Raw genomic sequence first — 24,613 nt, forward strand, 5'->3', positions numbered from 1 at the left:
AAAATCAAATACTGATTGGTCCTGGGCGACTTGCCTTTAGTCCCATGTGCTTTATGTAATGGAAAATAGGAGATACGAAATAATAGATTATTTTTTTTGTATGTAACTATCAATGAAATTATTTTGTGCTATAATATATTGACAGAAAATGGAAAAGTATATTCATACACACGGAAGAAAGGCAAAAGGCACACTGTCTGACCCCATTGGATCCGGAACGGAGGGAGCAAGGATGAAGATGATCAAAAGGATTGCCGCGATCATGATCGCCGGCTGCCTGATGATGGGCCTTCTTTGCGCTTCTTTCGCGGACGAAACGGAAGAACACATTCCTGATGAAACCACCATCGCAAACGAGACACCGGCCGGAACTGCTGATCAGGTAACTGAAGCAGGCAACCCGGGAGTGGCGCCTGTCCCCGAAAACGACAGCGCAGAAGAGGCGGAAGCAGACGGGGATACAGATGAATATTCGTGGGAAACCCCAACCATAACAGACGCGGAAGGTTATGAGCATTTCATCAGCGATGAAGCTCCGGAATACTGCATATTCGATAACGGCGGCGGAACGGTTGCTCCTGAAGTGGTTGCCGAACAGCTTCCGGAAGTGACGCCGGCAGTGAACGAAGCCTCCAATCATATCGGTGAAACGCCGGCACCGGAAGCCGAACAGCAGCCAGCGGCGGAAACCGAGATAACCCGCGCGTGGATTACCGACAGGCAGGATGGGAATGAAACCATTATCCTGAGGGCCAATGCAAAGCCAGTCCTGGAAGGAAAGGTTACCTGGCAGGTCCATGACAGGAAATGGCAGGAAGACAAATGGGAGGAAATCGGCAGCGGCGAACAGCTGACGCTGGATCAGGACAAAGTGAGCAACGGTAACCTGGTGCGCTTCCAGCTGGAAGACGGTACGGTTTCCGAAACATATGAAGTAAAAATCACCATTAAAGAAGAAACAAACGAAGAACCGGTAACAGAAGCGCCGGGAACGGAAGTACCCATAACAGAGCCGGCGACAGAAGAACCTGCGACCGGAGAACCGACAACGGAAGAACCCGCGACAGGCGAGCCGACGACGGAAGAACCCGTGACTGACGAGCCGACAACCGAAGAACCGGTGACGGATGAACCCGTAACGGAGCCAGCGACGGAAGAACCTGCGACCGAGGAACCGACGACAGAAGAACCCGCGACAGGCGAGCCGACGACGGAAGAACCCCTGGCGGAAGAGCCAACGACGGAAGAGCCAGTGACGGACGAGCCGACGACGGAAGAACCCGTAACGGGCGAGCCGACAACAACGGAAGAACCCGCGACAGGCGAGTCGACAACCGAAGAACCGGTGACGGATGAACTGATGACAGAAGAACCTGCGACGGGCGAGCCGGCAACTGAAGAGCCTGTGTCGAATGAGCCGACAACAGAAGAAACTACTACGGAAGAACCCAATGTGGATGAGCCCGTAACGGACGAACCGACGACAGATGAACCCGCTGCGGATGAAACTGCAGCAGACGTGCAGACAACAGAAGAACCTGCAACGGAAGAGCCCACTGCGGATGAGCCCGCAACGGACGAACCGACGACAAATGAACCCGTTGCAGAAGCACCGGCAGCGGACGAGCCGACAACGGAAGAACCTGCAACGGAAGAGCCCACTGCGGATGAGCCTGCAACGGACGAACCGACGACAGATGAACCCGCTGCGGAAAAGCCCACTGTGGATGAGCCCGTAACGGACGAACCGATGACAGATGAACCCACTGCGGACGAACCGACGACAGATGAACCCACTGCGGATGAACCGGCAGCGGAAGAGCCGGGGATTGAAGAGCCCGCTGGTGACGAACCTACGAATGATGAGCCTGCCGCGGACGAGACCGGAACAGATGAAAACCCGACCGAGGTGAATCAAGCAGAGGGAACCAGGGAAGAAAACGGCGAAGCTGAAGGATTTGACGAAGAACCCGGTGAACCGGTCACCCTGCGTGCCTGGGTTACCGGAATCGAAAACGCGCAGGCCGGAGAGACCGTGACGCTGAGTGCGAATGCCGAACCGGCACTGACCGGTATATCCACCTGGCAGATCCGGAACGAACAGGTGGAAGACGGCAAATGGAAGAGAGCCGGATACGGCGACCACATGACAGTGGAACTGGCTGAAGGCGACGAATACCGCTTTGTGATGCAGGACGGCACTGTGAGCGAGGTGCTGCAGCTTTGCAGGGCTCCTGAAAAGGCCGCGGGTGAAGACACCGGGGAGGACGAAGCGGCTGAAGAAGCCGGAGAAACCACCGGGACACCGGCCGCGGAAGAACCGGACAAAGAAACGGGAGACACAGAAGAACCTGAAGAAACCGGGGATACAGCAGAACCCGGAGACGGACCGGAAGAGTCCGGAGACGGGGCTGAAGGGACGGCTGCGGAACCGGAAGGTGAAATGAGCGAAGGAACCGGCGATACGGAAGAATCCGGGAATGAGCCGGAAGAGCCCGGAGAGGGCGCCGGAGAAACGGCTGCGGAAGCGGAAAGTGAGCCGAGCGGAATGACCGGCGAAGAAGAAACCGGAGATGCGGAAGATTCCGGAGACGAAGCTGCAGCAACCGGAGACGGAGCTGAGGAAACGAACGCGGAACCGGAAGAACCGACCGGAGAGACCGGAGAAAAAGAAGAATCCGGAGATGAGCCGGAAGAAACCGGGGACGGAGCCGAAGAAACAGCCGGGGAACCGGAAGATGAAATGACCGGGGAAACCGGAGAACCGGAAGACGGCGAAGCAGCTGACGAACCGGAAGAGTCCGAAGAGCCGGAAGAACCGGCAGAGGGCGCTGAAGGCGAAGGCACGGAAGAGTCGGAAGAGAACGGCGAGGGTGAAGAACCCGAAGAACCGGCAGGGGATGGCGAGGACGCTGAAGCGGAGGAACCCGCGGAAGAGCCTGCAGAGGAACGCGCGCTGCCGGAAAACCGGAGCGCCGTGGTGTCGATCAGCTGGGACGATGAACATCCCGGAATCGGATCCGTCGCACACTTCTCGGTGTTGCTGACCGGATACGAAGAACTGAATTACACCGTCCAGTGGATTATGAGCACGGACAACGAGAACTGGACCGAAGTGGAAGGCGCGACCGGCGAGACGATGGACGTGGTTGTGACCGAGGACAACTACCTTTATTACTGGCGGATCCGGATTCACATTGAAGGATTCAAAGACGTACAGTGATCCGATTCAAGCCATTTCCGGTGACGGTCATGGCTTGAATTTTACCTATTTTCATCCGGCAATCCGGCCGGGGAGAGACGAAGGACAGGCATGAAGGACGAGGAGAAAAAGACCCGGAAAAAGAGAAAAAAGAAAAACCACCGGGTTTCCAACCTGGTGCTGGTTCTGATTCTCCTGACAGGCGCCGTGATTATGGCGTATCCGTCCTTCAGCGAATACTGGAACAGCCTGCATCAGTCCCGCGCGATTATGGGCTACGCCCAGCGCGTGGCGGAACTGACCAATGAAGAATACGAGACGATCTGGTCGGCTGCGCTGGACTACAACGAACGGCTGCCGGAGCTGCCGAACCGCTGGCTGGTGGACCATGACGAGAACCTGAAGGCGGACTATGAAACCCAGCTGAACGCCGACGGCACCGGGAATATGGGATATATCACGATTCCCAAAATCAACGTGAACCTGCCGCTGTACCACGGAACGACAGACTCCGTGCTGCAGACCTCGATCGGCCATATCGCGGGCACATCGCTGCCGGCCGGCAGCACGCACAGCAACGAGGAGGATTTCCTGATTCCGGATTTTGCCTCCCACTGCGTGCTGAGCGGACACCGGGGACTGCCCAGCGCCCGGCTGTTCAGCGACCTGGACGCGATGGAGGTCGGGGATATCTTTTACCTGACCATCCTGGACCAGACCCTGACGTATGAAGTGGACCGGATTACGGTGATTGAGCCGGAGGAAATGGAGGAGCTGGAGATCATTCCCGGCAGGGACCTGTGTACCCTGATGACGTGCACGCCCTACGGCATCAATACGCACCGGCTGCTGGTGCGGGGTTCGCGGATCGAGAATGAGAAGAAGAAGCTGAACGTCCGTATTACGGCGGACGGCCTGCGGATCGATCCGCTGTATGTGGCTCCGTTCATCGCGGTGCCCGTGCTGGTGCTGATGGTCCTGTGGGTGCTGGTGATGACCGGCGGACGCAGGAAAAACCGGCGCTGAGCGGAACCGGGAACTCTTGAATTATCGGCATGGAATCATTATACTGTCAGGTATCATAGAAAAACGATTTCATGCAACTGAACACGAGGAGCGAGACCATGGAGATCTACCATCCGAAGGACGACGAACTGCTGCGGGAAATGAAGCGCGTCCGCCGTGTGCTGAAACGGAAACGGCTGATCACCGGGCTCCTGGTTTTCCTGGTACTGGGCTGTGTTTTCGGATGGTTTGTATTCAACCGTTACTGTACGCTGGCAGTATTCCACGGCCCTGCGATGGGCGATACGCTGGCGGACGGAAGCCTGGTGCTGGTATGGCGCGGAAACGGCGAAACGTACCGGCAGGGCGATATCGTACTGTATGAAACCGGAACAGGCACGCAGATCAAGCGCGTGCTGGCCCGGGAGGGCGACCAGGTGCTGGTGAGCCCGTACGTCCACCTGCGGGTGAACGGCGTGACGCTGGCGGAACCGGAAACCACCGGGCGGAACCTGGACGCCGGGATCCGGACACGCCGCCTGAACCTGGAGGAAGGCACGCTGTTTGTGGAAGGCGACCAGCTGAGCCTGTCCGTGGACAGCCGGCATGCGGATTATGAGACGGTGCTGGAAGAGAAAGTGATCGGGAAGGTGCGGTTCGTGCTGTGGCCGGCGTACCGGATCGGCGCGGCGGGTTCGGAAGAGCCCGCACAGGAGGATGGCGTATGAAGAAAGTATTCGGCCGTCTCCTGGTATTCCTGCTGATTGCCGCGGCGGCCGCCTGGCTGCTGTATCCGGTGGTATCGGACCAGCTGGCCCGGCAGCGCGACGCGCAGACCATGAAGGCATACCACCGGGCTGTGCGCCTGAAGTCCGCGGATGAAATCGAGACGGCCATCGAGGAAACCGGTTACTACAATACCGGACTGGAGCCGGAAGGCATTCCGGACGTATTCGCCGGAAGAAGGCGGGTTCCCGCGGAATACCGGGCACGGATGGACGTTTGCGACGGGGTGATCGGCGAGCTGAAGATTCCCGGGATCAACGTATACCTGCCGATTTACCACAGCGGCGCGGAAAGCGCGGCAGAGAAGCTGGTGCATGTGGAAGGCTCGGCACTGCCGGCCGACATGGACGGAACGCATATCGTGCTGGCGGGGCCCGGTGCGCAGAAGGCCGCCGGATTCCTCGGCGACCTGCAGCTGACAGATGCGCGGATGCTGGAGGACCTGGACCGGGTGGTTCCGAACGACCTGGTTTTCCTGGAAGTGCTGGACCGCACGATGATCTTCCGGGTGGAAGGTGTACAGACCCTTTCCGTGGACGGCCTTTCCGGAGTCGACATTTCCGGCGAGAGCGGCAGCCAGCTGCTGACGCTGGTGACGGAAAAATCGGGCCGGGCGCTGCTGGTCCGCGCGCGGAGAACCGCGGCGGCGGACGTGCGGGACAGGCTGACGGCCCAGGACCGGGCGGACGTGCCGTCCGACCTGGTGAACGTGCTGTTTATGGGCATCCCGGTGTTTATAACCGGACTGCTGATTATGGGCGTCATTGAGCGCTTCAAGAAGCGGAGCTACCGGCTGCCGACGGAGCAGAAGAGAAGAAAGAAAAAGACGGATCCGGATGATGAAGAGACGGATGCGGACGAACCGGAAAGGACGGGAGAACAGGATGAAACGGTTTAAGCAGCTAATATCAGTCATCGCCGCCGCTGCGGTGATGCTGGGCTGCCTGTGCGCTCCTGCCGCGGCGGAGAGCCCGGCCGGATCGCTGACCGTGACTATCCAGGGAAATAACCAGGGCGTTTCCACGGCCGGAATCACCCTGAACCTGTACCGGATCGGCGGGGAGGACGGAGACACATGGAAGCTGGACGGCGCTTTTGCCGAAACCGGCTACATGGAAGCCTGGACAGAACAGTCCGGGGCCAAGATGCGTACCGCCCTGCGGAATATCCGCGGAATTGTGAACACCAGCGGGATGAACCCCAGCGCCAACGCGAAGAGCAACGCAAACGGTGTGATCGTATTCGAAAGCCTGCCCCGGGGCATCTATTTCGGCATTGCCACGGGCGTGCCGAAGGAAATGACAGTGCAGAACTTCGTGGCGCATATCCCGGAGGCCGGAAGCGGCAAAATGGACGCCCAGGCGGTGCTGAAGAATAACGTGACCGTTCCCAAGGAAAAGAATCCGTATAAGGTGACGATCCGCTACATCTATGAGGACGGGACGCCGGCCCACCAGACGTATGAGGGTACCTACTGGCCGGACGACATTTACGACGTATACAGCCCGGTGATTCCCGATTATACCGCTTCCATCCTGCGGGTGAACGGCGTGATGCCGGAACGGGACCTGCAGTTTACGGTCATCTATATCCGGAACGACGACAGCATCGTGATTGTGAACATTCCGGAGTATGAAACACCATTGGGCCTGGGCGAACTGCAGATGCACGTCGGCGTGTGCTTCGAATAAACGGCATCCACCACTGAATTTACGACAGAAAGGGATCCCCGATGAAACGACTGATTTCTCTTCTCCTGGCGGTCCTGCTTCTGGGCTGCACGGCGGCGTCCGGCGAGCTTGCGGACGTCCCTGTGCCCGACGCGGACAAGGATTATGACGAGCTGATCGTCGCCAATCCGACCCCCATGGACGGGGAATTTTTCACGGGCTGCTGGGGCAATGCCACGACGGACATCGATGTGCGGTCCATCCTGCACAGCTATTACCTGACCGTATGGGGACAGGACACCGGCATATTCCGCAAGAACAACGCAGTGGTCAGCGGACTGACCATGGTGGACAACGAGGAAGGCGACCGGACCTATACCTTTGTGCTGTACGACGACCTGTACTTCTCTGACGGCAGCCGGATCACCGCATGGGATTATGCGTTTTCCGTGCTGCTCCAGGGATCTCCCGTGATCGCCGAGCTGGGCGGCGTTCCGCTGGACCTGAGCTACCTGAAGGGCAGCGAAGAGTATTATACCGGCCAGGCGAAGGCTTTCTCCGGCGTGCGGGTCATCAGCGACGTGATGATCCGGTTTACGGTCCGGCACGAGTACCTTCCGTATTTCTTTGAACTGTACCGCCTCGGCTTCCTGCCATACCCGATCCAGGAGATTGCTCCCGGATGCAAGGTGTTTGACGACGGGGAGGGTGCCTATATCGGAAATGCCAATCCCGGCGTGGACCGGGAGATCTTCTCGAAGGAACTGCTGCAGGCGACGGTGATGGATCCCCGGTTCGGATACCTCTCTTACCCGACTGTGGGCTGCGGGCCGTACGTCCTGACCGGCTGGGACGGGAAGGAAGCGACCTTCCGGATCAACCCGTACTTCAAAGGGGATGAGGAAGGCAATGTGCCGACCATTCCCAACCTGCGCTTTACCCTGGCGGAGAACGACAACATGGTGGAAAAACTGGCCGCCGACGAGCTGCAGCTGCTGAACAAGGTAACGCGGAAGGATACCATCGACAAAGGCATTGAGCTTTCCGGAACCGATGGCTACTCCGTGAGCAACTATCCCCGGATCGGCCTGACGTTCTTCACCTTCACCCCGGACCGGCCGGCACTGCAGGAGAAGAACGTCCGCAAAGCCATTGCGTACTGCCTGGACAAGGAGCCGATGGTTTACGACTATACGAGCGATGAGTACGGACTCCCGATGGACGGATTGATGGGCATCGGACAGTGGATGTACGAACTGGTCGGCTCATCGGAAACCCGCTATGAAACCATTGCCGGCGGACCGCTGCAGAATCCGACCGCGGCAGAGAAGAAGGCGTTCGAGGACACAGTCGAAGAATGGAAGAAGCTCAGCTTTGACGGACTGACCAAGTATTCCCTGGACGTGGAAAAGGCAGTTCAGCTGCTGGAGGAAAACGGCTGGAACCTGAATGAGAACGGCGAGCCGTATGAGGCGGGACGCGACGCTTTCCGGTGCAAGGAGATTGACGGGGAACTCACGGCGCTGGACCTGACCTGCGCCTACCCGGAGACCAACCAGACCGGTACGATCTCGATGGACCGGTACCTGATTCCGCACCTGCAGGAGGCCGGGATCCGGCTGACACTGGTGCCCATGACGATGAAAGACCTGCTGAAGGCATACAACGACCGGGATGCGGATATCGACATCTTCTACCTGGGCGATGACTTCAACATTGAATTTGACCCGCAGCTGTTCTTCCTGCCGGGGGATCCGGAAGCACCGGAAGAAGACTCCCTGGCCTGGGTGCATGCGCAGATGTACGAGTACTGCCGACTGATGTGCGAAACCGAACCGCACGACATCCTCGGCTACATGCAGAAGTGGATCACCATGCAGGAAAAGCTGACGGAATACCTGCCGCTGATTCCCTTGTACTCGAACGTTTACTTTGACTTCTACACGAGCGAACTGCAGAACTACAGGATCCTGGATTTCATCACCTGGGGCGACGCCATCGTGGCGGCAACCTATGGCCCGGCACCGGAGAATCCGGGAACTGAAGCGGCGGGACAGCCGGCAGCGGAAGCAACGCCGGAAGCGGATGCGGCTTCGGCCACACCCATTCCCGGTATCTGATGAACCCCAAACATTACTGACAGAGGAGAGTGACGACATGGCAAAAAACATGCTGAAAAGCTATGGCCGGTTTGAACTCCTGGAACTGATATACAACATGCGCAAGGAAAACCTCGAGTTGCGGGAACGCTGCGAGAAAGCGGAAAAGCAGGCGGAGGAGACGAAGATCGCGGCGGAAAAGCAGCTGGAAACCGCCCGGAAGGATTTTGAAAGCCGGATTGAGGAACTCCGGATGCAGGGCGCGGCCAAAGACCTGCAGATCCGCATGAAGAAGATTGAAGAGCAGCTGCGCCTGATGCAGAAGCTGACATCCATCGACGTGAATCCCGATGACCTCCCGAGCCAGGAGGAAGTGGACCAGCTGGCGAAGGACATCCGGGAAAACGGGAACCGGGAAGAAAAGGAAAAAGAAGCCGGGGCGGAATAATCCCCGGGACGGGACGCCGGCCCGGTAAAACCGGCTGAAATACAGCACACAAAGGACACGAGCGGAGTATGGCGAGGAAACCGAAGGGAGACTATCTTCCGGGGCTGAAGGAAATCGAAACCGAGATGAGCCAGACCCGGAGCAAGGGAAAATACCGGCAGGCCCTGAAGGGTACCGCCGGAACGGTCGTCGTGGTCGCGGCGATCGCGGTATTGATCGCTACCCTGGTTCTCCCGGTGATCCGGATTACCGGCACCAGCATGCAGCCGGGCTTCCAGCCGGGGGATATCGTGCTGGTGTACAAGACGAACAAACTGGAAAAGGGCGATATCTGCGCGTTCTATTTCAACAACAAGCTGATCCTGAAACGGATTATCGGAGAGGGCGGGGATACCATTGAGATTGACGAGGAAGGTCACGTAACGGTAAACGGAGTAACCCTGGTGGAGGATGACTACATCTCGGAGTATGCGCTTGGGCAGTGCGATATCGAGTTTCCCTACACTGTACCCCAGGGCGAATTCTTCGTGATGGGGGACAACCGGGACAACTGCGAGGACAGTCGGGCGACCAACTACGGGTGTATCAAGGAGGAGGAGATGATTGGCAAGATCTTTGTACGGGTCTGGCCGCTGAACAGCCTGGAGTATTACGGATTCTGACGGAGAATTTAAACCGGATGCCCTTTTAAAGGCCGTGAAAGTATTGACAATCAACGGTTGGAGCGATAAAATGATATAAATAAAGAAGCAATAATACTATTGCACCGGTTTCCGGAAGAAAATATTGAAAGATAATGTCATCAAAAGACACAACAACATGTGTTTCCGGTTTCGGGAAAAAGCAACAGCACAGAATTTCCTGAAACAGTCAAGAGAGAATATTAATCAGAAGAGAGGTAGCGAATCATGAAGAAGCTGATTTCCCTGGTATTGACCTTGGTGATGATCCTGATGGTCGGCAGTGCGTTTGCGGGTACGATTACAGTCCAGAATGTTCTTGATGATGAGACCTACACCGCGTACAAAATCCTGAACTACACGGAAAGCGTCACAGGAGAAGACAAAGCGGTCAGTTATTTCCTGTCTGCTGAGGAGTATACCGCCATCGGTTCTGTACTTGTAAGTGCCGGTTTTACATTTACTCCCAGTTCTGATGGCACACAATATACCCTTAATAATGCTGATGCACTAAATGAAAGCGGCGTAGCTGAAGTGGCAGCATACCTGGCAGAGCATGTTTCCGAGCTCGGCAATGCTCTGGGAAAAGCAACGGCAACAGGAGCGAATGGTGAAGCGGTATTTACCAACCTTCCTGCTGGATACTATTTTGTGACTTCTTCCGCCGGTTCTCTGTGTGCACTTCACAGCGACCAAGATATTGCTAAAGTTGTTGAAAAGAATACGGTTCCAACAGTAGACAAGAAAGAGAAAACAACTGGTGAAGACTATGCTGATGGCCCGGTTGATGCAAACGTTGGTGATACAGTCCATTATCAGATTGTCGTAACTGATGGAACTGGCACAAACGCTTCGATTACCCTGAAAGATACAATGACGGATGGCTTGGATTACACTGCCGGTACGATCAAGATTAACGGTACAGAAGTGGCAGATGATGCAGATACCGAGAACTGGAAAGTCACTGTTTCAGGCAGAACGATTACTATCGTATTCTCTGCTGTTTATGTGGCTACAGTAGATGAGGAAGAAACAATTACAGTAACCTATGATGCGATTATTAATGCGAATGCAGTTGTTGACAGTGCTACTGATAATGTGAATAAAGTCGAACTTGATTATTCAGAACAGCATTCAGAAGATCAGGTTTATGTAGAGACCTATGATTTCGTTGTTAAGAAAACAGATGGAACGAACTTCCTGGATGGCGCTGAATTCAAACTGTATGATGCTTTGACTGATGGTAATCAGATCCTAATTGCTGCGGACGGAGAAGGCAAGTATGTCAAAGATCCCACTGCCGATGAGGACGTGACGATTGACATTAACAGTGCCACAGGCTGCAATGTCCGCGGTCTTGCCCCTGGAGAGTATTACCTGGAAGAAGTTGTTGTTCCCGACGGTTACAACAAGCTTCCGTCCAGAACAGAAGTTAAAATCACAAAGGGACAGACGGAATCGGTAAAAATTACCGTTGAGAACAAGGCTGGTACTGAGCTTCCTTCCACAGGTGGCATCGGTACGTCGATCTTCTACGTCATCGGCGGTATCCTGCTGGTTGGCGCAGCGATCGTATTGGTGGCCCGCCGCAAGGCAAACGACTGATTCCTGATCGGTTGAACAACTGACACGTCCCGGTCTCCCGGATGGGAGACCGGGATTTATTGTATTCATAAAACCCCACGCTAGGCGTGGGGTTCGGGAGAGCTTATAGCTATGCGAATGAAAGAGAAACTCCTTTTGCTATAATGCCAATGCGGTCTGCCAACTGCAAAGGAGCAAAAGGAGGTCATTAGATGGCTAACGACTTACAGAGTTTAGCACACACGAGATGGAACTGCAAATATCACATAGTGTTTGCGCCGAAGTATCGAAGGATAGTGTTTTACGGGGAAAAGAAAACGGAGATCGGAAAGATCATCCGACAGTTATGTGAATGGAAAGGTGTAGAAATCCATGAAGCAGAGGTATGCCCGGATCATATCCACATGTTGGTGAGCATACCACCCAAGGTAGCGGTATCAAGTTTCATGGGTTACCTGAAAGGAAAAAGCAGTGTGCTAATCTACGAAAAGTTTGGGGAACTAAAGTACAAGTACAGGAACCGTGAATTTTGGTGCCGGGGGTATTACGTAGATACGGTAGGAAAGAATACTAAGGCAATCGCAGAGTATATCCGGCATCAGTTGGAAGAGGACAAGATGGGAGAACAGTTAACAATGCTGGGAAAGGCCAACGATAACCCGTTTACGGGTGGCCAGTAACAGTCTACGCGGTTGGCAGACCGTAATTGCGCCTGCGAGGGCGCGGGCTAGTATTCTAGGCCTATGGCCGCATAAGAAAAGCCACCGGCTATGCCGGTGGATCTTTACTTCTCCAGCACCGGTGGTCATCGACAGCCGCATCCTCAATGGTCGCAACTCCACACTGTGGAGCTTGCTCCCTTTCGGATGAGAAACCAGCCGATGAGATTTCCGCCACCGGCGGTCATCGGCCGGTTTCCCACGATCTTCTACATCGTCGGCGGCATCCTGCTGGTTGGTGCTGCAATCGTCCTGGTTGCCCGCCGCAAGGCCAACAACTGATCTACCAACCAGTTAACCTAACGACTTTTCCCGGTCTCTTCGGAGACCGGGATTTCTCTGTTTTGGAGACCGGTTCAGAAATTGTTTTTCATATGAAATAGTGCAAAATGTATTGCACCATTTGGATTTGTCTTGTATAATTGTATTATCGGAGAATATGTGCAACCGAGTAAAAAAGAGGAATTCCTATATCGGATTCTGATGATTACATAGGTTTGGCGATTTTTTTCAGAAGAGGGAAACGGCATGGTTTTTATTGAAATATGTATTCTTGTCGGGGAGATTGTTGCCCTCATCCTGACGAGTATTGAGGCAGGATGGCGGCAGTTTTATTACTATACCCAGCTCAGCAATTATTTCCTGACAGTGGTGACAGCTATCCACCTGTTTACCGTGCTTCGGAAAAAGCCGGTGAGTGAACGGCTGAACCGATACCTGTACACCGCAACCTGTCTGACGACTGTGACCTTTTCTGTAGTAGCCTTTGTACTGATGCCGATGGAAGGACGCTTTTACAGCTACATGCTGGGAACCAACGCGCTGTTCCATCATACGATATGCCCGATCATGGGAGTCGCCCTGGTGACGATGCTCCGGCCGGTTCGGAAAAAGGATGCCGCACTGGCACTGGTCCCGACCCTGATCTATACACTGATCATGTTTATTGTGAACCTGTGTATTCCCGACTTCGGGCCGTATCCATTCTTCAAGATCTACAACCAGCCGATCTATATGAGCTTCGTCTGGCTGTTCTGCCTGCTGACGCTCGTGTACGGTGCAGCACTGCTGATGTGGATGCTCAGCGGCAAGAGATACCGGCCAATGTATGAAGGGCAATAATAAAACTGAGTAACATCAAAAAGGAGCAGGGAAGTGATATGTACCCTCTTTACTGGACACCCAGTAAGGAGGGTATTTTTATGCGTTACAGTTATGAGTACAAGATGAAATGTATTGAGATGTACAGAGAAGGAAGGTGGCCTGAGACCCCTACAGGTATTAAAGAAGCGCGATACTTTCATAATATGATCCTGCGATGGTTTCATGTAGTAGAAGCAAATGGGCCAGATATTCTCAAACCCCGGGAAACTAATAAGGATTGGACCCCAGAAGAGAGATATGAGCTGGTTGCAAAAGTCCTAGGTGGTTCATCAATCCAGTTTGTAGCTAATGAGGCGGGTATAAATAGCGGATTACTTACTTGCTGGGTTCGCAAATATAAGAACGAGGGGTATAATGGCCTTATAAACAAGAGAAAAGGTCGACCACCAAAGGAGCCCCATATGAAGAAAATCAATTACAACAACCCTAGGAAACTTAATGAGTCCGAGTATGAAGAACTCGTAAGGCTAAGGGCTGAAAACGAGTATATCAAAGCGGAAATCGAAGTCATAAAAAAAGAGATCGCCTTGAGAGAAGAAAAGGAAGCTGCGCGTCTCAAGGCGAAAAAGCAGCGATCATCAAAGAACTCAGAGAAGAAGGATACCAACTGAAGTATCTTCTTAAAGCGATGTGCCTTTCCAGATCAACGTACTATTACGAAGTTTCAAAAGAAGATGTGGTAGCCAAAAGGAGCGAAGCAGTCGCAAGTGTGATCAGGGAAATCTTTGAACATAATAAAGGTCGATACGGTGTCCGGAGAGTACACCACGAACTGATCAACAGAGGATATAAGGTAAACCACAAAAAGGTCCAGCGATTAATGCACTGCATGGACCTTAAAGGCAAACGCCCGAAAGAAAAATACCATTCTTATCAGGGAGAAGTTGGAAAGGTGGCAGATAACCTCATTAACCGAGACTTCAGTACAACAAAGCCTTTGCAAAAATGGACAACAGATGTTTCTCAATTCAATTTATCTTGGGGAAAATGCTATCTTTCTCCAATTCTGGATATGCACACAAATGAGGTCATCTCATACGATCTCTCGTTAAGTCCAAACATGGAACAGATCCGACGGATGCTGGATAAGGGGCTGAGCAGGTTTTCCTCACTTAATGGTCTGATCTTTCATTCTGACCAGGGTTGGCAGTACCAACATGCTTATTTCAGAAATACGATTGAGAAACGTGGCATTATTCAGTCCATGTCCCGAAAAGGAAACTGTTATGACAACAGTATTATGGAGACATTCTTCGGACGACTAAAGAACGAGATGTTTTATGGATACGAGAAAGACTACAAATCATATGAGGAATTCTCCAAAGCTATGGCCAAGTATATTGACTACTACAACAATGAGCGCATCCAGGCAAAAACAAAATGGATGCCACCCGTAAAATACAGGTTGGCATCCATGGGTTGAGCCTCGAGCATAAATCAATGTGTCCAGGAAACTGGGTACATATCAAAGTGATCCCTGCTCCTTTTGTAATGTGGGTATCATTTATTTCTGGATAATCGTATAGGCTGAGATATCAAAGAGGGATTCATCCACTTCGGAGTCGATGGCACTCACTGTGTAGAACAGTTCTCCCAGGGAAGAAATTGAATCGTTGCGTACATAGGAGAGACGACCGGATTCATCGAAGTAGAAAGCAACTTCCGTGCCGCCGTCGGCCGGGTATACTTCGACCGTATAGGAAACACTGTCCACTTCGCGCGTTTCGATTTTATAGCTTGAGTTATGGGCCCATTTGTCTATTAGCTTGCCCAGCTCATCCGAGCGAATATAGCTGTGATATTTCAGGAGGGAGGGCGAGAGGGTTAGGACGGCCTGGGCCTCCATCTGATCCGGATTCAGCATGTAGGATGTATCTCCGATAAAACAGCTTGCACTGACAGCAGACAGCCCGAAGGCATAGGAAGTCTTAACTGTGTAGCCGGATGTGCCTTTTGCATGGACATCATAATTGATTTCGGCACCCATGGATGCAGAATGCATCGTGTAGTTCAGATGGATGCCGACATCAGCATCCAGACTGTTATAAACCGCATCCAGCATGGAACCTTCCGCACTGGCAAAGCACAGGACTGAAACAAGTGACACGACCATGACCAGGAAAAGGATTTTCTTCATGTCGGGAGCCTCCTTATTCAATTCAAAAAAATGTCTATTATATATATTAATTTTCTGCGAGCATATATTCGTTTCCTGCTGAACCCGGAACGGTCAGAGACAGAAAAAAACATGAAACAGGAAAAAACCTTCAAAGACAAGTCGCAAAGGTTGCAGTTCCGCCGCTTTTCAAGTATAATATCAATTGTATAAGTATGTCCCGAAAGAAACATATTTAATTTTCTATCCGTGACTCGGATTGCCTGTAAATACCAGGTGAACACGAAAGAAGGTTGTTTCATGAATCGGCAATATGCAGGGAAGGACATCAGGCGCCGTCTGCTGGCGGTACTGCTGAGCTTCCTAATGCTGTTGCAAACCGTGGGTGCGTTTGCAGAGGATATTGCTGTACCTGAAACGGAACCTGCCGAAATTGCCGAAACGACAGCAGAACCCGCACAGGAGCTCCCGGATGTGAGTGTCGCAGAGGAAGAAACAGATATCCCATCCGAAACGGAGCCCGGGGAAGAACCGGCAGCACCGTTATCCATTGAAATCCCGGAAGAAACAGACGGGGAAATTCCGGCTGCAGAAGAACCGGAGATTCCGGTGGAAACCGGGGAAATGCAGGAGGACAACGAGGATGTGCCTGTCAGCGATCCGGCAATCCTGACAGATGAGGGAAATCCCATTGAGCCGGCAGATGCTCTGGAAGATATTCCTGAATCATTGGAAACCGTTCCGGTGATTGACACATCAGAATCCATTACCATGCTCCAGGCGGGCTTTGTTCCCATTCCTGTATACTTCGAGGGAACATTAGTTCATGAGGGCGCGGACTATACCGTTACCGCTGTGATCGGGAAGGATGCCATGCTCCCGGCAGATGTTTCCATGCGCGTGGCGGAGGTCCTGCCCGGAACGGAACTGTATGAGTTTTACCGGGAAATGATGGCGGAAACCCTGGAGGAAGACGAGGAGATGGGCGAGTTTGCCCGGCTCTTTGATATCGCGTTTATTGCGGTGATTGACGGGGAAGAAACCGAGTTCGAACCGGCAGCGGACATTGATGTGCAGATCACCTTCCTGGAAGCGATTGCTGTTACGGAAGAGATCGATGTACAGGCTGTCCATTTCGATGAGAATACCCCGGAGGTTATGGACGTTTCCACGGATTCCCTGGCCGCAGCGGCGGATGATGATGAAGCGATTGATACCCTGTCTTTTACAAGCGACAGTTTCTCCATCTACGGTTTTTTCCAGAAGGTGAAGAAGGTCATCAAGGTGATCACAGCGAGCGGTGAGACCTTTGCGATTGACGTGTCCTTCACATCCGATTCCGGCATTCCGGATGATGCGGAGCTGACGGCTGCGGAGATTACGCCGGATGATCCAAGATATTATATATATAAAACACAGGCTGCAAGGGCGCTGAATGCAGAAGATGTCGGGACTGCTCATTTCTTTGACATTGGAATTGCCTATGAAGGTGAGAAGATTGAGCCCAATGGAACGGTTACGGTCAATATCTCACTAGATGAAATGCCGGATGATCCGGATACAGTGGCAGTTGTACACTTCGGAGATGAAGGTACGGAAGTAATCGAGAGCGTTGAGGTATCCGAAAATGATATCCAGTTCCAAGCGGAATCGTTCTCGGTTTATGGCGTAATTACAGATCCCGGAGAACAGGGATTTGACCTGGTGGGACAAGCAGCGATATTCAGCAACACTTATGGCGGCAGAACATATTATGTAACAGCGTTGCGTACTTATGACCAAAATATTCGACGTCTGCAGGAAACAACTACCCAATCCGACGCTGCTTTATGGTTCTTTGAAACAACCGGAACACGGGGAGAGTACTATATCTTCACTGTCGAGAATGGTACAAAAAGATACCTGAATTTCAGGAACGGGAATGGACAAAGCGCTGAGGTAGTCATCGGGGATACGCCACAGGCTTTCTCAGTAGAACAGCAGAGAGACAACACCTATAAAATCAAAGGAACACTGGGTGAAACAATCTATCACCTTAACCGCTGGGGGAACGGCAATCCCGGTGGATTCGCAGCCTATCGACAGGATAACGGCGACAATATCGGAGAACATATTGCCTTTACATTCCGGAATACGACTCCGCCAGGGAACAACAAGTATGTCGTAATTGTCAAACAGGGGAATGAGTATTATACCGTTCAAGCGGATGGAACGCTGATTCCATGTATTTATCATGCAGATACAAACATGGTTGAAATGGATTCCCCGGTGATGTGGACCTACAGTGAAGCAAATGGGAATTCACATAATCTGAAGATGACCGAGGAGGCTCTTCGGTTTGACGGTAATCAGCTGCCGATTGAGTTCTCATACAGATATATTAATCCGAATGCAGATTCAGGTATTACAGTTGAGGAAGTCCAGGGAAGCGGAAACAATAAAACTGCGGTCAGCCAGGCGGCAGCCAGTGCGCTTCAGTATGATAATACTAACCATACAATCCATGGGAACGGAAATAATAATTATATAGGCGTTAAAGAAGAACTGGGGAAGCTGAAAATTTCCGGCAATAATCCTGCTTCATCAGCTGCGGAGGTATTCCTTGCTATTCCTATGCTGCCGACGAGCCCCTATGGGGTCACCAATGCGGTAAATCATATTGATATTTCAGTTACGGGCCACGTGAACCTGAACATGGCATTCGCTTATGGCACGTATTACAAAGCAGACGGAACCGCCATTGTTGTAGATAAAGACAATCCATATACCTGCACAATTGACCGTGAAAAGATTGCGATCAAGCAGGAAGATATGGTTTATTCCGAAATAACCGCATATAAGATGAATGAGGACGGATCCACCACTCCCATGGACAACATGTTCTATGTGACTGGTTATTCAAACAACGGTAAGAATGACGGGCCGAGTGACTCAGACCAGGTTCGGATTGAAGGCTTCTTTAAAGTATCTTACACGGATGTTCCTGGACAAAATGGCAATTATGATAGCCAACAGGCACGTCTTCGCACACCAGTTTACTATACTGTGACTGTTCCGAAGGAAGTTACCGTTCCGCTAAGACACAACGGTGAACTGGTTTATGCGGAGAATCCGAATGAAAACCTAAATGCTAAACCCATTGAAGCTACGACAACAGTGCTGCTGTCTGCAAGCTTCAATTACTGGGATTTCCAGAATAACAAGTGCCCTGCCTGCCTGAACGGGCTTGGAGGTACCTGGTACTGGGGAGATATTCCGGATGGTATTGATAATGATAAGTATCACTCCGGCAGCGGAATGGATTTTGTACTGGGTGATACCGGCAATAATGGCAGCGTCGCAGTTGAAATCATCAAATATGTGGTGGACAAGCAAGGCAATCCTATTGAGGTTGCAAGTGATCCCAAATACTCGTTTGATATCTACTACAGCAAAAACAAAAGCGCCAATTATGTCGCGGATTATTATGGCGTTCAGGATCCCTCTGTTCTGAATGGACTGGACCTTGAATCCTATACCAAGCTACATACCAAGAATATCATGGTTGGTGCCAACGGTTCCGGCACGCTGTATGATTATGACGTTGGGAAAATCGTATCAAATAACACGTATGCCTTGATATATATCAAAGAAGACCAGGAAAGCATTCCCCAGACCATTATGGATAAAAATGGAGACATCTGGGAATATACCGGCAACACGAAAATCGTGACTGAGTATGTCAAACGGCCGGATGCCCACCCGGATCATGAGATAAGCGGATATACCGCGATTCCGGATGTGCTTGGAACGTTTACGATGACCAACCGGCAGAATAAACTGAGCGCGTTCCTTGAATTCTATGTTTATAACGAATATGAGCGCAAGACAGATATTACTGTTAAGAAAACGTGGACTGACGGAAACGATAATCACGCCAATGACAGTGTGACAGTGCGCCTGATTCGTTATGCGGATACCAGTGCACCACCCACACCGCCAGATCCTGTACTGACAGACGGAAAACTCGACCTGACACATGAAGTTGTTGGCTATAACGGAAACCTGCCAGCTGGATTTAAGTATTACGCGACAAAGGATGGCGTGACGCGACAGCTTGTATTGGGAGAAAACACGCTGCCTGCCGGAACATACACATTATCGGTGGACAGCAGCAATGTCACACACCCGGATCATTTCCAACATAGAAGAACATCTATCAGCCCGACCAGAGTAACGATTACGGCCGGATCAACCAGTTATGCGACAGTAAATACTACATACCGGGAGAAAAACAACAATAACGAGACCAAGGTTACCATACGTGTTCATACATCAAACGCCTCGAACCCGTATTACGGCGTATGGATTGGAAACGTGCATAATCCGGATCATTCTGTGCAGTATAACTGGACGCTTGGGACAATCACTGCAAATACAGAACAAGTATCTGAAGTGACAGTTCCACGGCAGGATACAAATGGAAACCCAATTCAGTACTCGTTTGATATTTCACCATACAATTACACAAGAAAGAGAGTTGTTGTACATAACGGATCTTTAAGCAACAACGATAATACGATATCGTTCCGGAATGTGAACGGTGATGTGACTGTAGACATTTACCTTGATGCGAATTCCGGAAAGAGGATATTCAATTCCGGTATGCTGATCGCTTCCGGCGGTGTTGCTGTACTGGGCGGCAACAGGAGCAATTCAGGCCTGCCAGAAGGGTATGCGGTCGATTCCGATTTCCAGACACTCACCATGGTACTGAACAGTGGAAACAGTTGGGAGAATGTATTCAGGCATCTGGATATTTTTGATGACTATGGCCGTGAATACTATTACGGGATTGAAGAAATCTCTATACCTGGATATATCACAACTATCAATCCAAGCGGACCGATATCTGCCAGGACAGAGAATATAGCATTTACGGTTACCAATGATCCTGTTTTGCCAACACTTGGCGACATTTCCCTGAAGAAAACGGTTGCCGGCGAGGGATGTGATCCAAACCGGGAGTTTGTATTCACGATTACCATTGTGGATGAAAACGGAGATGCAGTGGCTTCCTTTACGGGCGAGCACGGGGATGTGACGTTCACAAATGGAACCGCGACAGTGACACTGAAGGGAAGTGACACTGAGCCGAAGTGGATCCGCAACCTGCCGAGCGGAACAAGATTTACTATTCAGGAGACGCCGGTTGAAGGCTATCAGCAGGGCGTAGTGACGATTACACCGGAAGGCCGTGCATCAGTGGACGGTGATGGTGTAATCTCCGGAACCATAATCGGTGGAGAACAGGACGGGCTGAACAGCGCAGTCACCATTCAGGTTCAGAATATTCATGTTCCGACGGTGAACATCAGCGTAACCAAGAACTGGGCAGAAGGAACGACGGATTACCAGAAGGCAAAGGGAATCCGGTTCGAACTGTATCGAACTGCGGGTGAAGGTGGAGAGAAGACAGCGGTTCCGGCGGAAGAAGCCGGAGAGAATCCGGCCGTACTTGTTGGGAACACTGACTGGACAAACAGCTATACATGGGAGAAATTGCCCCGGTATGTGGATTCCATGGCGGATCCGCTGGTGGAGTATATCTACAGCGTTGAAGAAACGGCGGCATACTTTGGAGAGTTGGAAGAAGGACAGGTGCCCGATGACGCAGCATGGTCGTCTGCTGCACCGGATGATATTTATACAATTGAGTACAGCGATATCACTGCCGGCGTGATTACTGTAACCAATACGCCGAAGACCATTAATATTCCGGTGGAGAAAAAGTGGACCGGCATTGAAGCCGACACACTTGACTGGACAATCACAGTAAAGCTGCAGTCCGATCATGAGGTTACGGTGGATCCGGATACAATGACCATCTCCAAAGCAACCGCTGAATCAGAGCGAACATTCCGGAACCTGCCGAAGTACTACAATGGCCAGGAAATCGTGTATACCGTTGAAGAAACAGGATACCTGGTTAAGCGGGGGGATGAAGTTCTTTACTCCAAAGACGGTACAACAACCGTTGGTGAAAAAGAAGTCACGACTTATTATTCTTATCTGATGGATGAAAGCAGGGAGAACCAGAAAGCCCTCATAACCAACAGTATTGCCACAGCTACATTTACAGTTTACAAGGAATGGAAGGATATTGTTAATAAGAACGATATGCCGGCCGTTCACTTTACACTGTACTGCTACAGAACATCGGAAGGCAATAACAGCGCAAGGGTTTATGTGGATGAAAACAACATACGATATGAGAACCTGGAACTGAGCCCAGCAACCCAGTGGAAATGGGAGAAAGAACTGCCGGATTATTATCCGGGTGATGAAGAAACTCCCGGGAACAAGTTGTGCTACTATATTATTGAAACCAAGGAGAATGGTAAGGTTGCTTTTGACAAAACCACAATTCCAGAAGAATTAAGGAACAGCCGTTTCATTGAAGAGGACAGCTATGTTTCCAGCCAGGGAAGACACACAGATCCAAATTCAGAACAGGTCCAGGACCCATACAATGCGTACGTGGAGGGTGGAACAGGGTCCATCACCGTTACAAACAGAGCACCGGGCGGATACATGCAAATGGATATCAAGAAAAAATTCCTTATGCATCAGGACGGATCCCTGTATACGGTGACAGGTTTTGATGTCCTTAAGCAAAACCGTGTAATCGAGGTACAGATATACCGCAGGGCGGTTGAAGACATAGCAATAACGATTCAACAATTCCACCCAAACGTCCCAATTGTTCAAAAAGACGGATGGAGACCATATGGAGATCGAATCCGGGTTGGATATGACAGCGCAGGGAATCCTGTGAAAGATCCAGGTAATAATACATTTACGGTGGATTATGCCGGAGACTGGCACTGGACGATCAATCAGGGAGAGCATAAGGGCGGACTTCCCAAATATGGTTTTATCTATAACAACAATACAAACCAGTATGAATCAGTCCGATATCAATATGTGCTGGTAGAAACCGGTATGTACAAAGATTTGTCCGGCACACAACTCGATGACGGCTTTGACTGGTATGCGATTCTTCCGGCGGTTTGGGAAGCTAACGGGCAGATCATTATGTTTGATCAAGAGATTGCACAGGACCAGGACCGCCTGATGAATGCCCAGGGAACGGATCTTACTATTACCAAGGCCTGGAAAGGCAAGCCACAACCGGGAACAAAAGTGTATATCAAGGTATACCGGCTTGCAGACATGAATTATAATCCGGGAAGTGCTGAAGACTATACAGCAAAGATTAATAAACCTATTGCAAACTGGTCCGGCGGTGCTGGGCTCCCCATCCCGAATGACGGCAATGTGGGTGACCAATACCTGGACACGACGACAGCAGGCGGGCCGTACATTGTGCTGAGCGAGGAAACAAACTGGACGGTTACAATTAACAGGACACTTGCGGCCGGGAAAAACGGGGCATACCGCTATTGGATTCAGGAAGTGGGTTACAGCTATCAAAACGGAGAGTTTATCCAGAATGTTTCCCAGTTTAATCCTGAATACAGTGTGATATCCGGATGGAGCCAGGGAGTGTTTAACAATAATCCGACAGGTATCAAAGCAATCGTGTTGGAACGGAAGGGCCAGAATAATCTGGGCGTAACCAATACTGTTACAGAGACAGCAGAAGATTTCTCCAAGACATGGCAGACTCACCTGGGAGAAGCGGTTGACTGGCCGACAGACAAGAGCCTGACCGTTGTGCTGAGCCGGTACAGCGGAGAAGGCGATGCACGACAGAAGGATACCTCGTTTGAATATACGATCACGGTAACACCCGACGGGGAGAATTTCAGTTGCAGCGTTACGCCTCAGACGGACGCAATCACGGTGGAAAAGGTCAGCATGACGGAAGGAAAGAAGTATACCTTCCGGATCAGCGGACTGCCGGCAAGGGACGGAGAAACCGAGTGGGACTACGTTGTTGAAGAAACACAGGAGCCTGATGGTTACACCTTCATGGCTGGAGAAGGAGAAAACGAGTTTATCAACAAGGCAGAATTCACGCAACGGCATGCGACCAAAGTCTGGGATGATGAAGGCAATAGGTATGATACACGTCCGGGAAGCATCACATTCAGGCTGATTGCCAAAGTGAACAATACCGCACTGAACGATGCAGAAATGGCCAGTGAAGGGATTACGACAGATGAGCAGCCGGCGGAACAGACACTGACCCGTCCGGAAGACGAAACCGCAGACTGGGGAACTGTTAACTGGACAAACCTGCCCAAGATCACAAAAGCGGGGCAGACCATTGAGTATTCGATTGAGGAACTGCCAGTTCCTGGTTACACATCAGAGGAAGCCACATTGAATGAGGATAACCTGACCTGGACAGTTACCAACACACTTAACAAAACGGATATCAGAATCATCAAGCGGAAGCACAAAGAAGAAGGCGATGAATCTCCTGATGAGTTCCTGACCGGAGCCGAATTCCGCCTTGACCGGAAGAACGGCGGAAGTGCATTCGTCCCCGTTGGGGATGCTGCCGCGGTAAATAATGTCGGTGAACTGTCATTTACAGGACTGCCGGACGGCGAATATCGGATTGTGGAAACGGAGGCACCAGCCGGATATATGCCGCTGGCATCGCCGATCACGTTCACAATTGCAAACGGGAAGGTCAACGAAGAGTCAATTGTCGCATCCAGCCTGGTAACCTATACAGCAGCGACGGAAAGCCTACCTGCTACATTCACTGTGGACAACAGGCCCGGTGTGGCACTGCCTTCCACAGGCGGCGAAGGCACCGCACCGTACATCCTGACCGGAATTGCCCTGATGGCGTTTGCGGGAATACTCCTGATGGACCGGAAAAGAAAAGCACACAAATGACAGATCCGGGGACTGAGAAATCGGTTCCCGGATTTTGTATGCACAAATACCTTCTAAGCCTTGAAAAAAAAGGATTGCAAACCCATATGAAGTATGTTATACTGACGTGCGTGTGGTGATTCACACAGTATATATGGCATAACGCCTTGAAAGAAGGGTTTATCGTAAAGAGTGGAAAAGGCCTGAAGGTTCCCGGAGTCCGGAAAGACATGGCTTTTCCGGCTGACAGGGGGACTGAAGAAGGGTCTTGTTTCCGCTCTTTTTGATTGCCCGGAAAGACG

The 24,613-nt window shown here is 51.5% G+C and carries 15 protein-coding genes and 1 pseudogene; 15 read left to right on the forward strand and 1 reads right to left on the reverse strand.

Features of this window, described 5'->3' with window-relative positions; genetic code table 11:
* The first annotated feature begins 232 nt into the window (after positions 1 to 232).
* The 14 genes and pseudogenes from JNO48_13330 to JNO48_13395 all read left to right on the forward strand — a co-directional run bounded on the left by JNO48_13330 (position 233) and on the right by JNO48_13395 (position 14,780).
* On the forward strand, positions 233 to 3,223 hold the full coding sequence (locus JNO48_13330) for a hypothetical protein (protein ID QTE68151.1): 2,991 nt from the start codon (positions 233 to 235) through the stop codon (positions 3,221 to 3,223).
* A gap of 90 nt (positions 3,224 to 3,313) precedes the next feature.
* Complete coding sequence (locus tag JNO48_13335) at positions 3,314 to 4,228, forward strand: class C sortase (GenBank protein ID QTE68152.1); 915 nt, start codon at positions 3,314 to 3,316, stop codon at positions 4,226 to 4,228.
* A 98-nt stretch (positions 4,229 to 4,326) separates the two neighbouring features.
* Positions 4,327 to 4,935 (forward strand): signal peptidase I, encoded by a 609-nt coding sequence (gene lepB / locus JNO48_13340; protein ID QTE68153.1) that lies wholly within the window; start codon positions 4,327 to 4,329, stop codon positions 4,933 to 4,935.
* Positions 4,932 to 5,891, forward strand: a complete 960-nt coding sequence (locus JNO48_13345; protein QTE68154.1) for a sortase — start codon at positions 4,932 to 4,934, stop codon at positions 5,889 to 5,891. Before lepB (JNO48_13340) ends, JNO48_13345 begins: the two co-directional genes overlap by 4 nt.
* On the forward strand, positions 5,878 to 6,684 hold the full coding sequence (locus JNO48_13350; protein QTE68155.1) for a MucBP domain-containing protein: 807 nt from the start codon (positions 5,878 to 5,880) through the stop codon (positions 6,682 to 6,684). Before JNO48_13345 ends, JNO48_13350 begins: the two co-directional genes overlap by 14 nt.
* 41 nt (positions 6,685 to 6,725) lie before the next feature.
* The gene (locus JNO48_13355) at positions 6,726 to 8,783 is read left to right on the forward strand and encodes a hypothetical protein (protein ID QTE68156.1); all 2,058 of its coding nucleotides are present in this window, start codon (positions 6,726 to 6,728) and stop codon (positions 8,781 to 8,783) included.
* A 37-nt stretch (positions 8,784 to 8,820) separates the two neighbouring features.
* Positions 8,821 to 9,210 carry a hypothetical protein gene (locus tag JNO48_13360; protein ID QTE68157.1) on the forward strand — a complete coding sequence of 130 codons (390 nt, stop codon included), beginning with the start codon at positions 8,821 to 8,823 and terminating at the stop codon, positions 9,208 to 9,210.
* Between the two features lie 68 nt (positions 9,211 to 9,278).
* A complete protein-coding gene (lepB, locus tag JNO48_13365; protein QTE68158.1) occupies positions 9,279 to 9,872 on the forward strand; it encodes a signal peptidase I in 594 nt (197 codons plus the stop codon).
* 246 nt (positions 9,873 to 10,118) lie between these two features.
* Positions 10,119 to 11,495 carry an isopeptide-forming domain-containing fimbrial protein gene (locus JNO48_13370; protein ID QTE68159.1) on the forward strand — a complete coding sequence of 459 codons (1,377 nt, stop codon included), beginning with the start codon at positions 10,119 to 10,121 and terminating at the stop codon, positions 11,493 to 11,495.
* Positions 11,496 to 11,686: 191 nt separating this feature from the next.
* Positions 11,687 to 12,154: an IS200/IS605 family transposase gene (gene tnpA / locus JNO48_13375; GenBank protein ID QTE68160.1), complete on the forward strand. Its 468-nt coding sequence runs from the start codon at positions 11,687 to 11,689 to the stop codon at positions 12,152 to 12,154.
* Positions 12,155 to 12,355: 201 nt separating this feature from the next.
* Positions 12,356 to 12,475, forward strand: a complete 120-nt coding sequence (locus JNO48_13380) for an LPXTG cell wall anchor domain-containing protein (protein ID QTE68161.1) — start codon at positions 12,356 to 12,358, stop codon at positions 12,473 to 12,475.
* Between the two features lie 246 nt (positions 12,476 to 12,721).
* The gene (locus tag JNO48_13385) at positions 12,722 to 13,315 is read left to right on the forward strand and encodes a hypothetical protein (protein QTE68162.1); all 594 of its coding nucleotides are present in this window, start codon (positions 12,722 to 12,724) and stop codon (positions 13,313 to 13,315) included.
* Between the two features lie 80 nt (positions 13,316 to 13,395).
* Positions 13,396 to 13,968, forward strand: a complete 573-nt coding sequence (locus tag JNO48_13390; GenBank protein ID QTE68163.1) for a helix-turn-helix domain-containing protein — start codon at positions 13,396 to 13,398, stop codon at positions 13,966 to 13,968.
* Positions 13,872 to 14,780 (forward strand): annotated as a pseudogene (locus JNO48_13395) (IS3 family transposase). Before JNO48_13390 ends, JNO48_13395 begins: the two are co-directional and overlap by 97 nt.
* An 81-nt stretch (positions 14,781 to 14,861) precedes the next feature.
* On the opposite strand, the gene JNO48_13400 reads toward JNO48_13395, so the two are convergent.
* Positions 14,862 to 15,494, reverse strand: coding sequence for a hypothetical protein (locus JNO48_13400; GenBank protein QTE68164.1), 633 nt, complete (start codon positions 15,492 to 15,494; stop codon positions 14,862 to 14,864).
* Between the two features lie 708 nt (positions 15,495 to 16,202).
* Between JNO48_13400 and JNO48_13405 the strand changes: the two genes are divergently transcribed.
* A complete protein-coding gene (locus JNO48_13405) occupies positions 16,203 to 24,332 on the forward strand; it encodes a Cna B-type domain-containing protein (protein ID QTE68165.1) in 8,130 nt (2,709 codons plus the stop codon).
* The last annotated feature ends 281 nt before the right edge of the window (positions 24,333 to 24,613 follow it).

This window comes from Clostridiales bacterium (assembly GCA_017569285.1).
In the GTDB taxonomy this organism is placed as follows: Bacteria; Bacillota; Clostridia; order Christensenellales; family Aristaeellaceae; genus Aristaeella.